The 13,499-nt window shown below is 71.7% G+C and carries 9 protein-coding genes; 6 read left to right on the top strand and 3 right to left on the bottom strand.

Annotated elements, in window-relative coordinates; genetic code table 11:
- The first annotated feature begins 193 nt into the window (after window positions 1–193).
- The 5 genes from ACFXC1_RS16000 to moeZ all read left to right on the top strand — a co-directional run bounded on the left by ACFXC1_RS16000 (window position 194) and on the right by moeZ (window position 6,488).
- On the top strand, window positions 194–2,083 hold the full coding sequence (locus ACFXC1_RS16000) for a DUF3492 domain-containing protein (protein WP_381243045.1): 1,890 nt from the start codon (window positions 194–196) through the stop codon (window positions 2,081–2,083).
- Window positions 2,080–3,405, top strand: coding sequence for a hypothetical protein (locus ACFXC1_RS15995; RefSeq protein WP_381243043.1), 1,326 nt, complete (start codon window positions 2,080–2,082; stop codon window positions 3,403–3,405). The genes ACFXC1_RS16000 and ACFXC1_RS15995 overlap by 4 nt, the downstream gene beginning before the upstream one ends.
- Window positions 3,406–3,549: 144 nt before the next feature.
- On the top strand, window positions 3,550–4,509 hold the full coding sequence (locus ACFXC1_RS15990) for an NAD-dependent epimerase/dehydratase family protein (protein ID WP_019072106.1): 960 nt from the start codon (window positions 3,550–3,552) through the stop codon (window positions 4,507–4,509).
- Window positions 4,497–5,246, top strand: a complete 750-nt coding sequence (locus tag ACFXC1_RS15985; RefSeq protein ID WP_381243041.1) for a spherulation-specific family 4 protein — start codon at window positions 4,497–4,499, stop codon at window positions 5,244–5,246. Before ACFXC1_RS15990 ends, ACFXC1_RS15985 begins: the two co-directional genes overlap by 13 nt.
- A gap of 63 nt (window positions 5,247–5,309) precedes the next feature.
- Window positions 5,310–6,488: an adenylyltransferase/sulfurtransferase MoeZ gene (gene moeZ, locus ACFXC1_RS15980; RefSeq protein WP_019072108.1), complete on the top strand. Its 1,179-nt coding sequence runs from the start codon at window positions 5,310–5,312 to the stop codon at window positions 6,486–6,488.
- A 98-nt stretch (window positions 6,489–6,586) separates the two neighbouring features.
- Here the strand turns inward: moeZ and ACFXC1_RS15975 are convergent, their stop codons facing one another.
- The 3 genes from ACFXC1_RS15975 to ACFXC1_RS15965 all read right to left on the bottom strand — a co-directional run bounded on the left by ACFXC1_RS15975 (window position 6,587) and on the right by ACFXC1_RS15965 (window position 12,673).
- Window positions 6,587–8,143 carry an alpha/beta hydrolase gene (locus tag ACFXC1_RS15975; RefSeq protein WP_381243039.1) on the bottom strand — a complete coding sequence of 519 codons (1,557 nt, stop codon included), beginning with the start codon at window positions 8,141–8,143 and terminating at the stop codon, window positions 6,587–6,589.
- Window positions 8,144–8,280: 137 nt separating this feature from the next.
- Entirely contained in the window at window positions 8,281–9,825 is a 1,545-nt protein-coding gene (locus ACFXC1_RS15970) for an alpha/beta hydrolase (protein WP_381243037.1), read from the bottom strand.
- Between the two features lie 94 nt (window positions 9,826–9,919).
- Window positions 9,920–12,673, bottom strand: a complete 2,754-nt coding sequence (locus ACFXC1_RS15965) for a lysylphosphatidylglycerol synthase transmembrane domain-containing protein (protein WP_381243036.1) — start codon at window positions 12,671–12,673, stop codon at window positions 9,920–9,922.
- A 186-nt stretch (window positions 12,674–12,859) separates the two neighbouring features.
- On the opposite strand from ACFXC1_RS15965, the gene ACFXC1_RS15960 reads away from it, so the two are divergent.
- Entirely contained in the window at window positions 12,860–13,246 is a 387-nt protein-coding gene (locus ACFXC1_RS15960; RefSeq protein WP_381243034.1) for an MGMT family protein, read from the top strand.
- Window positions 13,247–13,499 lie beyond the last annotated feature (253 nt).

The following is a 13,499-nucleotide window of genomic DNA, read 5'->3' as shown; positions in this document are numbered from 1 at the left end:
TCACCCCCCCACCCCCCCCAACCCGCTCTGTTTGTCTTTGCGGGGGGTGGGTTTTTTTTTAAACCCCCCCCCCCGTTGGGGGGGGCGCAGGCCCCCCCGGCGCCCCCCCCACCGTCATGTCCGCATACGTTCGTCCCGCTGCGAGCCGCCGGGTCAACGGTGGCTCCCCACAAGGGAGATCGGGGGTGTGGTCGTGCGCATAGGACTGGTTACGGAGGGTGGCTATCCGTATGTGAGCGGTGACGCCAGACTCTGGTGCGACCGGCTCGTGCGCGGGCTCGGGCAGCACGAGTTCGACGTCTACGCGCTCAGCCGCAGCGAACGCCAGGAGGACGAGGGCTGGCTCGAACTGCCGCCCCAGGTCCGGCGAGTGCGCACCGCGCCGCTGTGGAGCACCGAGGACGACGGACCGGCGCTCGGCCGCCGCGCACGCCGGCGGTTCCGCGAGCACTACGAGGAGCTGGCGGCGGTGCTGTGCGCGGGGGATGCGCCGGTGCAGGGGCCGACCGGGTCGGCGGAGTCACAGTCGTTCCTTTCTGAGTCGGCAGTCTCTGAGTCGGCCGTGCCGGAGTCGGCGTGCTCCGTGAGGCCTGCGGAGTCCTCGGGGCCTGTTCCCGAAGGGCCTTCCGCGCTCTCCGGGGAGGCTTCCGCCGTTGTGGCGGACCGTTTCGCCAACGCGTTGTACGGGCTCGCCGACCTCGCCCGCGACGAGGGCGGACTCGCGTCCGCGCTGCGCTCCGAGAGCGCCGTGCGTGCCCTCGAACGCGCCTGTCGTGCGCCCGGCGCACTCCGCACGGCACGCGAGGCGCGCGTACCCGACCTCCTCACCGTCGCCGCGCACGTCGAACGCGCCCTGCGCCCCCTCTCGCTCGACTGGTACGAGGACGACGCCCTCGGCTCCGTGGACCTCTGCCACGCGACGGCCGGCGGCACCGCGGCCCTGCCCGGGCTGCTCGCCCGGCACTTCGCCGGCGTACCGCTGCTGGTGACCGAGTACGGCGTACAGCTGCGCACGCACTACCTGGCCTCCGCGGACGCCCCGCCCGCCGTACGGGCCCTGCTCGCCGCCTTCCACGGCAGGCTGGCCGCCGAGGTGTACCGGCGGGCCGCGCTGATCACCCCCGGCAACACCCACACCCGCCGCTGGCAGGAACGCTGCGGCGCCGACCGTACGAAGCTCCGCACGGTCCATCCCGGCATGGAGGCGTCCCGTTTCGCGGAGGTGGGCGAGGCGCCCGACCGCGCCGACCCGGACACGCTGGTGTGGGTCGGCCGTATCGAACCCGCCAAGGACCTGATCTCCCTGCTCCACTCCTTCGCGGAGATCCGCAAGGAGGAGCCCAAGGCGCGCCTGCGGATCGTCGGTGCGCCCGCCGGCGCCGAGGGCGCGGCCTACCTGGGCCACTGCCGGGCACTGGCCGCACAGCTGTTCCCTGACGAGGCCGAGGGTGTGCACGCGGTCGGCGACAACCCGGTGTCATTCGAGGAGATCGGCGGCCCGGAGGCCCCCACGCTTCCCGAGGCGTACGCGTCCGGCACGGTGATCGTCCTGTCGAGCGTCGTCGAGGGCTTCCCGATCGGCCTGGTCGAAGCCATGTTCTGCGGCCGGGCGACCGTGTCCACGGACGTCGGCGCGGTGGTCGAGGTCATCGGCGGCACGGGACTCGTCGTACCTCCGCGCAATCCACGGGCGCTCGCCGAGGCGTGCGTGGCCCTGTTGCGCGACCCCGAGCGCCGCGAGCGCCTGGGCGCCGCCGCGCGCGCCCGAGCACTCGAACTGTTCACCGTCGAGCAGAACATCGCGGCATTTCACGGCATTTACCTGGAGGTCGTCTCCCACTCCCCGGTACACCGCGTCGTCCTCGACGACACCGGCGAACCCCTGCCGTTCGCCGCCCCCGCGGAGTCCCACGTCCCCGGCCGCTGGACCGGCCGCCCCACGGCAGGCTCGTCCCCCGCCTCCACGGCGGGCCCGGCGACCGCTCCCGCGGCCCGTGTCGTGGCTCGCGGCGGCCCTCGCTGGGCAGCCGGAGCACCTGTACACGCCACCACTCCGCTGCCGACGACGGAGGCGGCCCGATGAGCGGCCTCGGCGAACTCGACCGCCCCGGAACGCCCGCCGGCGCGGAGGCGTGGGACGCGCAGTCGGGGGAGTGGCTCGGAGGACAGGGGGAGCCGGAGATGGAGGCGGAGACTGGGACTGAGAAGGCGCGTGCCGACGACGCCGCCGATCCGCCAACCGCCCACCCCGCCCCCGTACAGCCCCCTCACGCAACCAGCCGCAAGCCCGCCCCCGCCCGGCGCGGCGCCGCCGACCCCGTGAAGGCGTTGATGCACCGGCATCGCGAACTCTGCGAGCGGGCCGTCGATCCGCTGGAGATCGCGGCGGGCCTTGAGGCGCACGGTGTCACCGACCGGACCGCCGCCCGCTTCCGGCACCGTGACGTCTTCTCGCTCGCCGAGGAGATGTACGCGCGCGTGCCCCGCGCCGACACGGCGGCCCCGCACTCCTCCGGCGACATCGTCACAGCGCCCGCGCCCCGCGCCGCCTGGGCCGTACGCGCCCTGCTGCCCGGCATCCTCTGCGCCGCGGCCGTGACCGGCGTGCGGCTCACGGACGGTCGGGTGCGACTGGCGGTGGCCGTCGCCGGTGTCCTCGCCGTGGCGTTCGGCGTGCGCATGGCGCTCGGCCGCGGCCCGCTGAGCACCCCGCCCGGCACCCCCGCATGGCGCACCCCGCCCGGCACGCGGCTGTGGACGTACTGGCTGCTCGCCTACGCCCTCCTCGGCGACGGTCTGCTGCGCGCGGCGGACGACGGCGGCCCCGACAGCCTGCCGACCGGCATCGCCGGTGGATCCTGGCCCACGGCCACCGCGCCTGTCCTGGCCCTCACCCTGGCCTGCGTCCCGGCCGCCTGGTGCGCCCACCACTTCGCCGTACGCGCCCGGCGCAAGCTCGCCACCAGCCGTGGCCTTGAGGACTTCGCCGACTCCGTGCAACCGCTGCTGCTCGGCACCTTCGCCCTCTTCCTGTGTGCCCTCGTTGCCCTCCTCGCTCTCTGCGGAGCCGTCCTGGGCGAGCCCGCCGCGTACGCCCAGGGCGTCACCCTGGGCGCGCTCCTGCTGCTCGCCCGCCTCCTCTTCGTGCACGGCTTCACCCGCGCCCCGGCTTTCGCCCTGGGCACGGCAGCCGCGACGGAGGCCACGGCCCTGGCCCTGGACCTCATCGGCCGGCTCCCGGACTGCGTCTTCCTGGCCACCCCCGTAGAAACCCTCCTGGGCTCCTGGGGGCCGGGCAGCATCCCCGCCCTGGCCTGCGGAGCAGCCGCCCTGGCCCTCCTGTTCCACACCACCCGCACCCTGACCAGAGCCTCCGCGCACGCGCCGGCGGACGAGCCGCGGTGACGCCGCCATGACCTCGAACCAAGCGGCCCCGTCACCCTGCCGCAGGCGCCCGGCCCCACCGCCGGAGGCAACCGCATCACCTTGTGAAGGAGAACACCAGATGATCACCTCCCGATCCGGAGAGTCGGCCACGGGAGCCGTCCGATGAGGGTCCTGCTGATCGGAGCCAACGGCTATCTCGGCCGGTTCGTCGCCGACCGCCTGCTCGCCGACCCGGCCGTCCAGCTCACCGCGCTCGGCCGCGGCGACGACGCCGACGTCCGCTTCGACCTCGCGTCCGGCAGTCCCGGAGCACTCACCCGCTTCCTGGACGCCGTCCACCCCGGAGTCGTCGTCAACTGCGCCGGTGCCACCAGAGGCGGCGCCCGCGAACTCACCCGGCACAACACCGTCGCCGTCGCGACCGTCTGCGAGGCGCTGCGCCGCAGCGGCTGCGGAGCCCGGCTCGTGCAGATCGGCTGCGGCGCCGAGTACGGCCCCAGCCAGCCCGGTTCCTCCACGGCCGAGGACGCCGTCCCCCGCCCCGGAGGCCCGTACGGCGTCAGCAAACTCGCGGCCACCGAACTGGTCCTGGGCTCCGGTCTCGACGCCGTCGTCCTGCGCGTCTTCTCGCCCGCCGGACCCGGCACCCCGGCCGGCTCCCCGCTCGGCCGGCTCGCCGAGGCCATGCGCCGCGCCATGCAGTCCGGCGACGGCGAACTCAAGCTCGGCGGCCTCGGCGCGCAACGCGACTTCGTCGACGTACGGGACGTGGCCCGCGCCGTCCACGCCGCCTCGCTCTCCGCCGCGCAGGGCGTCATCAACATCGGCTCGGGCCGCGCGGTCCGGCTGCGCGACGCCGCCTCGGTCCTCGCCCGCGTCGCCGGATACGGCGGAGCGCTGCACGAACTCGACGGTCCGCCCGGTCCGCTGCGGGCCGCCATCGGCCACCCCCGCAGCGACCCCGACCACGCGGCGCCGGTCGCGTACCCGTACCCGGACGGCTGCGGCAGCTGGCAGCAGGCCGATGTGCGCACCGCGCGCGACCGGCTCGGCTGGCGGCCCCGGATCAACCTGGAGGAGTCCCTCGCCGACATCTGGATGGAGGCGGCGTGCCGCATCTGACCAGCACGACCCCGGGCACCGCGAGCACCGGCGTCCGCACCGGCTTCGGCATCCCCGGCTACGCACACCCCCTCGTCGCACCGGCCGAGTGGGGCGAACTCGCCCGCCCCGGAACCCCCCTGCACTGGGTCGTCCTCAACGTCTCCTCCGGCCCGGGGGCGCGTCCCGACCCGCACTGCCTGGAAGCGGCGGGCCGGTTGCGCAACATGGGCATCCGTGTGCTCGGCCACCTGGATGCCGCGTACGGTGCCCGTGCCTTCGGCGAGCTGATCTCCGAGGCGCACCGCTATCGCGACTGGTACCGGGCCGACGGCTTCCTCCTGGACCGCTGCCCCACCGGAGGCACCGCGCTCCCCGAGGTCCGCCGCACGGTCACCACGCTCCGCGAGATCCGCGACGGCGCCCATGTCGTCCTGGGGCACGGCGCCCATCCGCACCCCGGATACGCCGAGTTCGCCGACCAGTTGGTGACCTTCTCCGGCCCGTGGAGCGACTACCGCTGGTCCCAGGTGGCCGAGTGGACCGCAGATCACCCGCCCGAACGCTTCTGCCACTTCGTGCACAGCGTCCCGCGCGGCCATCTCGACGAGGCGCTGCGCATCGCCCGCTGGCAGGGCGCCTCGACCGTCTACTTCACCGACCGCACCGATCGCGGGGGCCGCACCGACCCCTGGGAGACGATGCCCGGCTACTGGGACGAGATCGTCTCGCGGATCGGAACGGGTGTCTCGGAATGAAGAGGGGCATGGCAGTGTTACGGGGAGAACAACTGTAGTGATTGACCGACCAACGGAGTCCCCGTGTCGCTGCCACCCCTGGTCGAGCCGGCTGCCGAGCTCACCGTAGACGAGGTCCGCAGGTACTCCCGCCACCTGATCATCCCCGACGTGGGCATGGACGGGCAGAAGCGGCTGAAGAACGCCAAGGTGCTCTGTGTGGGCGCCGGCGGTCTGGGCTCGCCGGCGCTGATGTACCTGGCCGCGGCGGGCGTGGGCACGCTCGGCATCGTGGAGTTCGACGAGGTCGACGAGTCGAACCTGCAGCGCCAGATCATCCACAGCCAGGCCGACATCGGCCGCTCCAAGGCGGAGTCGGCGCGCGACTCCGTGCTGGGCATCAACCCGTACGTGAACGTGGTCCTGCACGAAGAGCGGCTCGAGGCCGAGAACGTGATGGACATCTTCAGCCAGTACGACCTGATCGTCGACGGCACGGACAACTTCGCGACCCGCTACCTGGTCAACGACGCCGCCGTACTGCTGAACAAGCCGTACGTGTGGGGTTCGATCTACCGCTTCGACGGCCAGGCCTCCGTGTTCTGGTCCGAGCACGGCCCCTGCTACCGCTGCCTCTACCCGGAGCCCCCGCCCCCCGGCATGGTCCCCTCCTGCGCCGAGGGCGGCGTCCTGGGCGTGCTGTGCGCGTCCATCGGCTCCATCCAGGTCACCGAGGCGATCAAGGTCCTCACCGGTGTCGGCGACCCGCTCGTCGGCCGCCTGATGATCTACGACGCCCTGGAGATGCAGTACCGCCAGGTCAAGGTCCGCAAGGACCCCAACTGCGCGGTCTGCGGCGAGAACCCGACCGTCACCGAGCTCATCGACTACGAGGCCTTCTGCGGCGTCGTCTCCGAGGAGGCCCAGCAGGCCGCCGCCGGCTCGACGATCACTCCCAAGCAGCTCAAGGAGTGGATCGACGACGGCGAGAACATCGAGATCATCGATGTCCGCGAGGTCAACGAGTACGAGATCGTCTCGATCCCCGGCGCCAAGCTGATCCCCAAGAACGAGTTCCTCATGGGCACCGCCCTGGAGACCCTCCCGCAGGACAAGAAGATCGTCCTGCACTGCAAGACGGGTGTCCGCAGCGCGGAGGTCCTCGCCGTTCTGAAGTCGGCGGGCTTCGCCGACGCGGTCCACGTCGGCGGCGGCGTGATCGGCTGGGTAAACCAGATCGAGCCCGACAAGCCGGTCTACTAGGCACACGCCTTCCCGGGAGGGGCTCGGCACCACAGGTGCCGGGCCCCTTTCCGCTGTCCGGGTAGAGATTCGGGCGGCGGTCCGGGCGGAGGCGCACGCTACGAGGCGCAGACCTTGCCGTCCTCGGGCACCGTCCCCTTCAGCAGATACGCGTCCACCGTCGAGTCGACACAGTCGCTCCCACTGCCGTACGCGCCATGGCCCTCGCCCTTCCAGGTGAGCTCCACACCGACGCCCTTGCCCAGCTCGTCGACCATCTTGCGGGCGCCCTCGTACGGCGTCGCCGGGTCCCCGGTGTTGCCGACCACCAGGATCGGGGCCGCACCGGCCGCGCTGACCTCCGGGGTGTCGTACTGCCCGGCCACCGGCCAGTCGTGACACCACCCGGCCGTGTCCCAGCCCAGGAAGTCGCCGAACACGGGGGAGATCTTCTCGAACTCCGGCAGCAGCTTCTGCGTCTGCTCGGGCGTCGGCCGCTGCTTGTCGTCCAAGCACGATATGACCCGTTGTGAATGCGTCGTCGTGCCGTAGTGCCCCGCGCTGTCACGGTCGTTGTAGCCGTCGGCGAGCGCCAGCAGCTCCGAGCCGTCGCCCTCCTTCGCCGAGTCCAGGGCGCTGGTCAGTGTCGGCCAGCTCTCCTTGCTGTACAGCGGAAGGACGATGCCGGTCAGGGCGAGCGTCTGGGTCAGCTCGCGCCCCGTCGAGGTCGCCAGCGGTTTGGCGTCGATCTGCTTCAGCAGGGCCGCGATTTTCTTCGAGCCCTGCGCGGGGTCCTGTCCCGTCGACTTGAGGTAGTCGTCCAGGGCGCGCTGGAAGCCCCGGGTCTGGTTCAGCGCGTGGCCCACCGAGTCGGCGCTCGGGTCGACGACCGCGTCCAGGATCAGGCGCCCCACCTTCGTCGGGAACAGGTGGGCGTAGACACCGCCGAGTTCGGTGCCGTACGAGATGCCGAAGTAGTGCATCTTCGTGTCGCCGAGGACCTGGCGCATCAGGTCCATGTCGCGGGCCGTGTCGGTCGTCGACACGTGTGACATCAGCTTTCCGGCGGCCTTCTCGCAGCCCTTGCCGAAGTCCGTGGCGTCCTGGAAGTACGCCTTCTCCTCGGCCTGTGTGTCAGGGGTGGCGTCCACGTCCTCCGCGGCCTGGATCGCCTTGTCGCTGCGGCAGCGGACGCCCTCGCTGGCCGCGACTCCGCGCGGGTCCCAGCTCACCAGGTCGTAGTGCTCGTGCAGCGCGGACACGGTGGTGGAGTACGCCGGCATGTAGCCCACGCCCGAGCCGCCGGGGCCGCCGAAGTTGAACAGCAGCGAGCCGATACGGTCGCCGCCGGTCGCCTTCGAGCGGATCAGCGCGAGCCCGATCGTGGAGCCGTCCGGCTTCGCCCAGTCCAGCGGCACCTTGAGCGTCGCGCACTGCCAGTCGCTGCTGGGCGCGGCCGAGTCGCCGGTGGCCTTGCACCGCCCCCAGCCGAGCTTCTGCGCGGTCAGCGACGCCGGCAGCGCGGCCGTGGTGGACGTGGAAGAGGACGAGTCGGCCGCTGACGGCTTGGCGTCCCCCGCGCCGTCCTTGCCGTCGTCGGACGAGCCGCTGCTACAGCCGGCCGTCAGCAGTGCGGCGACGGCCATCAGGGCCGTCCACCGTACGAATCGCGCCATGTGCATTCCCCCCTCGCAGGCCGTCCGCGTCACGCCGCGGATGGCGGTCAGGCCATAGTAGGCGGCGCGAGCCGAGCCCGTGACGGCCTGTGGATAACCGTTTGACCTGCACTTTTGCCCGAATTTCGGACGGAGGGTCAGGAGCAGACGGTGCCTGCCGCCGGCACTCTTCCGTTCAGCAGATAGCCGTTCACCGCGCTCTGCACGCACCTGTTCTTGCTGTCGTACGCCCCGTGCCCCTGGCCCTTGTATGTCAGCTCGACCGCGACACCCTTGCCCAGCGCGTCCACCATCTTCTTCGCGCCCTCGTACGGCGTGGCCGGGTCACCGGTGTTGCCCACGACGAGGATCGGCGCCGAACCGGCCGCGCTCACGTCGGGATGGTCGGCGGCGCCCGGCACGGCCCAGTCGGTGCAGCTGACCATGGACCAGGCCAGGAAATCCCCGAACAGGGGAGAGGCGGCCCGGAACTCTGGCAGTTTCTGCTCCACGTAGTCGGCCGTGTAACGGGGCTTGTCGTCGGCGCAGTTGATGGCGACGTTCGCCGCGGTGATGTTGCTGTACTCGCCGTTCTCGCTGCGCCCGTTCATCGAGTCGGACAGCGCCATGAGGACCTTGCCGTCACCGCTGTAGGCCTGTTCGAGCCCCTCGGTGAGGTACTCCCAGAAGTCCTTGGAGTACAGCGCCTGCGCGATGCCGTTCGTCGCGGCGGTCTGGGTCAGCTGGCGGGGGAAGATGCCCGGGATCGGCTTGCTGTCGAGGCCCTTGAGCAGCTTGGCGATACGGTCCTTGACGTCCTGCGCGGTGTCGCCGATCGGGCAGTCCGTGGTCTTCGACGTGCAGTCGTCGGCGAAGTTGTCGAGCGCCAGTTGGAAGCCCTTGGCCTGTCCCAGGGAGCCCTGTTCGGAGTTCTGGGTGGGGTCGACGACCGCGTCGAAGACGGCACGGCCGACGTGCTCGGGGAACAAGTGGGCGTAGACACCGCCGAGTTCGGTGCCGTAGGAGATCCCGAAGTAGTGCAGCTTGTCGTCGCCGAGGACCTGGCGCATCAGGTCCATGTCGCGGGCCGCGTCGGTGGTGCGCACCTGGGGGAGCATCTTCTTGGAGTTCTTCTCGCAGGCCGCGTTGAACTGCTTGGTGTTGGCCAGGAGCTTGGTGCGTTCGGCCGTGTTGTCCGGTGTGGCGTCCTGCTGGAAGTACTCGTCGAGCTGGGAGTCGCTCTCGCACTTGACGCCGGCGCTGCGGCCGACTCCGCGCGGGTCGAAGCTCACCAGGTCGTAGCGGGTGCGCAGGGTCGCGTAGTCGTCGCCGAACGCGGGCAGTGTGGTGACGCCCAAGCCGCCGGGGCCGCCGAAGTTGAAGACGAGCGAGCCGATCCGCTTGTCCGCGGCACCGCTGGCCTTCGCCCGGACCAGCGCGAGCCCGATGGTGTCGCCCTTGGGCTTGTTCCAGTCGAGCGGCGCCTTCATGGTGGCGCACTGCCACTTGTCGCCGTTCGGCAGCGGCGACGGCGCCGCGCCGCCGCCCTCCGACTCGGACGGGGCCGGGCAGTCCTTCCAGCTCAGCTTCTGGGCCGTCGGATCCTCGTCCTTGGAGTCGCCGCTGCAGCCCGCCAGCGTGGCGGACAGCAGGACGACGGTGGCGGTCAGGGCAGCGGCGCGCAGCCGGGAGGGGTTCGGCATGACCCCATCCTGAGGTCGTACCCGGCGGGGCGCTCGGGGCACGGGCCGTACGAGGTACGCGCGCGCGTGCCTCGCGTCCGTCCGTACCCGTGCCCTACAGGGAGCCCTTGCGGGACAGGTGGTTGAAGAACAGCCAGCCCGGCAGCACCGGAATCCACAGCGTCAGCAGCCGGTACAGCAGCACCGCCGGAGCGGCGACCTCCTTGGGCAGGCCGACGGCGATCAGACCGAGCGTCAGGCTCGCCTCGACCGCGCCCACACCACCCGGTGTGGGGGCCGCGGAACCGAGGGCGTTGCCCGCGAGGAAGACGACGGCGACGCTGGCCAGGCTGAGCGAGGTCGACTGGTCGCCGAACGCGCGGATCGACGCGTCCAGGCACATCACGAAGCAGGCCGTCAGCAGCAGCATGCCGCCGATCCCGGTGACCAGCTTCTGCGGCCGCTGCAACACGTCCAGCATGCGCGGGATGACACCCGCGAACAGCGACCGCACGCGCGTGACGAGGAACTTCCGCAGGAACGGCACCGACGTCACCACGAGCACGAGCACCGCCACCGTCAACAGCCCGGCGATGACCGTCCTGGAGGGTGACAGCGACGGCGTCTTCTCGGTGCCGGTCAGATAGCCGAACGACAGCAGCATCAGGATGTGGCAGCCCAGGCCGAACAGCTGCGAGGCGCCGACACTCGCCACCGCGAGCCCGGGCCGCACCCCGGCACGCTGCAGGAAGCGCGTGTTCAGGGCGACACCGCCCACCGCGGCCGGGGCCACGATCTTCACGAACGACCCGGCGACCTGCGCCGCCACGGCCCGCAGGAACGGCACCCGCTCCGGCACGAACCCCAGGAGGGCCATCGCCGCCGCGAAGTAGCTCAGCGCCGAGAACAGCACGGCCGCGGCCACCCAGCCCCACTGGGCGTTGGCGACGAGCGGCCCGAACTCGATGTGCGTGAGCTGCGTCAGCAGGAAGTACGCGCCGATCGCACCGGCGATGAAACTGATCAGCGTGCGTGGCCGCACCCGCTCCAGACGAGCCGGCTCGACCGGCGCCTGCGGCCTGATCAACAGCACCTGGTGGCGGATCTGGGTGAGCAGATCCTCCTCGCGCGCCTCGTCCAGGGCATCGTCGATGGCCCGCTTCTCGGCCCGCTGCTCCGCCCGTACGGCCTTCTTGTCGGGCTTCTCGAGTGCGGGCGCGGAGCCGCTCTCCGCGTGCGCCGCCGCGTGCGCCAGCCTGGTCTGCCGGGATGCCTCGAGGATCGCCTCGCGCTCCCGCTGGGCCCGCTCCCGGGACAGCCGGCGCAGTGTCGCGCGCGTGGAGCGCGACAGCGCGATGGGCTGGAGCATCGGCAGACAGTCGGCCACGGCGTCGGGGCCGAGGACACCGACCGCCGACGCCACCGCGCGCTCGGCGCCCACCCGCAGCCCGAGCGTCGTCACCAACTGGGCGACGTCCATGCGCAGCAGCAGTTCACCGGCCGCGATCTCGCCACCGCGCAGGTCGGTCAGGATCACCTTGCCGGAACGATCCACCAGAATCGCGTCACCGGCGAGCCTGCGGTGGGCGATGCGCCGTGACTGCAGCGCCTGCACCTGGTGCCAGGTCAGGCGCAGCAGATCGTCGGTGATCTCCTCGTCCGCGAGCGAGTCGAGCGTGCGCCCGCCGGTGTGCTCGTAGACGAGCATGACGGCGTCGGGGCCGAGTTCAGAGGTCGCGATCAGCTTGGGGGCGTTGGCCCCGGCGGCGATCGCCGCGTAGGCGAGCAGGGCCTCCTGCTCCAGCGCCTGGCGCAGCGACTGGAGGCTGCTGCGGGTCGCGAAGCCGCGCAGCGTCAGATTGCGCCACGCGCGGTAGAAGAAGCCCTGGGCCTGCTGTTCCCGGTCGACCACGGTGACGTCCAGCGGCGGACCGTCCTCCAGGGTGACGAAGTAGCGTCGGCCGCGGTCGCCGTTCTCGGTGTCGACGGCCTCCTCGCGGGCCGCGCCCACCGGGTGGAAGCCGACCGTCCGCAGGCCCGCCATCAGCGTCCGGCCGGTGGGACGGACGTTCGGGGAGCCCACCGCGTACAGCGTCCCGTAAGCCACGGTCCAGCCGATCAGCACCGTCAGGATGATCGAGAACGGAGTCGTGTACCCGGTGACCAGCATCGAGAAGGCGTCCAGCAGCAGCACGATCCACAGCACGGAGCGCCAGCGCGGCCGGCGGGACATGCCGACGGCCGTCATGTAGGCGATGACGGGCGCCAGATAGCCGTGCACCGGGTCGGTGAGCGCGTGGATGTCGCCGGGGGAGGGCTGGGTGAGCGCCTCCTGGATGGAGCCCGGGGCGCCCTTGGCGACCCACAGGTCCGTGGCGAGTGTCACTCCGTGCGCGAGGACCGCGGCGAGCACACCGTCGGCGATGCGCAGCCCGTCCCGCTTGATCAGCCGCTCGATCGCGAAGGCGACCGGCACCAACAGGATGGCGATGCTGGAGGCCAGCCCCGCGATCTTGATCAGCAGGTCGGGTGCCTGGCCGGTGCCCTTGTTGATGTCCTGTTCGAGCCCCGAGGTCGTGCCGTGCGCGAACGCGGCGATCGCGAGCAGTACGACGATCGCGAGCAAGCCCACCAGGAGGCGCATGAGATCGGAAGGACGGTGCACGCGCGCGGGGAGGAGCGGTTCGTCGCCCTCGACCTCTTCGGCGTGCGTGTCGTCGCAATCCTCGAGGCCGGCCACGGGGTCGGACGCGGGTGTCTCGGTGGGCGCCTCCGTGGGGTCCTGCTCGTTCTCGTCGGCGGTGTCCGGGCGCGACGCAGCGTCAGAGGTGCCCTCCGCGTCTTCGGGGTGCACACCCTGCTGTTTCATCGTCTCTTCTTGATCTCGTATCACCTGTCACCGCCCGCACGATGGTGGCATGCCCCACCGACACACGGGGGCATCAGGGTGCAAATGCGGGGGCGCACAGTCTGCCCCAAGCGCCGCTCCGGGGCGAGGGATACGCACAGTCGCCAGCGCGTCGCATTGTCGGTGGCGTGCGGCAGGATGGGACGGATGAGCGAGCAGAGCCTTCCGGACGACACCGGCCCGGAGCACGCGGACGCGCTGCCCGAGTACGCGGAGCGGGTCCTCGACGTGGCCGAACGCATTCCGCCCGGGCGCGTCATGACCTACGGCGACGTCGCCGAATGGCTGGAGGAGGGCGGGCCGCGCCAGGTCGGCCGCGTGATGGCCCTCTACGGAGGAGCCGTCGAGTGGTGGCGCGTCATCCGCGCGGACGGAGTGCTGCTCCCCGGCCACGAACTGGAGGCCCTCGCCCGCTACCGCGAGGAGGGCACCCCTTTGAAGGAGGCGAGCAGGGCCACCGAGGGCCACCTGCCGCGCGTCGACATGAGACGGGCGCGATGGGACGGCGGCGAACGCGCGGACGGTCACACCTGACAGCTTCCGCCACCGGACCCGCCCGGGTGCGGCCTGTGGCCCGTACGGGGGAAACAGGGCACGTCCGTGGCATGCCGTACGTTCGAGGGGCGAGGGACACACGGGTCGTGAGAGCCGTGCGGGAAGAAGCAGAAGTCCCGCTCCCGTACGACCCGCCGGCGTAGCGTCGGCTGCACGCGCCCCCCTCACCCCGCTGCCACCGCCCTCGACGCGCGACAGCCTGCCAACCAGTACACCCACCAGGACCGGCGAA

It is taken from the genome of Streptomyces hokutonensis, from assembly GCF_042751305.1.
In the GTDB taxonomy this organism is placed as follows: domain Bacteria; phylum Actinomycetota; class Actinomycetes; order Streptomycetales; family Streptomycetaceae; genus Streptomyces; species Streptomyces hokutonensis_A.
Note: the sequence above shows the minus strand (reverse complement) of the source record. Positions and strands in the feature narration are given on the sequence as shown.

Excerpts from the sequence above, each read along its gene's own strand:
- ACFXC1_RS15965 (WP_381243036.1), bottom strand. The coding sequence starts at position 12,673 with ATGAAACAGCAGGGTGTGCACCCCGAAGACGCGGAGGGCACCTCTGAC.
- ACFXC1_RS15970 (WP_381243037.1), bottom strand. The coding sequence starts at position 9,825 with ATGCCGAACCCCTCCCGGCTGCGCGCCGCTGCCCTGACCGCCACCGTC.
- ACFXC1_RS15990 (WP_019072106.1), top strand. The coding sequence starts at position 3,550 with ATGAGGGTCCTGCTGATCGGAGCCAACGGCTATCTCGGCCGGTTCGTC.
- ACFXC1_RS15960 (WP_381243034.1), top strand. The coding sequence starts at position 12,860 with ATGAGCGAGCAGAGCCTTCCGGACGACACCGGCCCGGAGCACGCGGAC.
- ACFXC1_RS15975 (WP_381243039.1), bottom strand. The coding sequence starts at position 8,143 with ATGGCGCGATTCGTACGGTGGACGGCCCTGATGGCCGTCGCCGCACTG.
- ACFXC1_RS15995 (WP_381243043.1), top strand. The coding sequence starts at position 2,080 with ATGAGCGGCCTCGGCGAACTCGACCGCCCCGGAACGCCCGCCGGCGCG.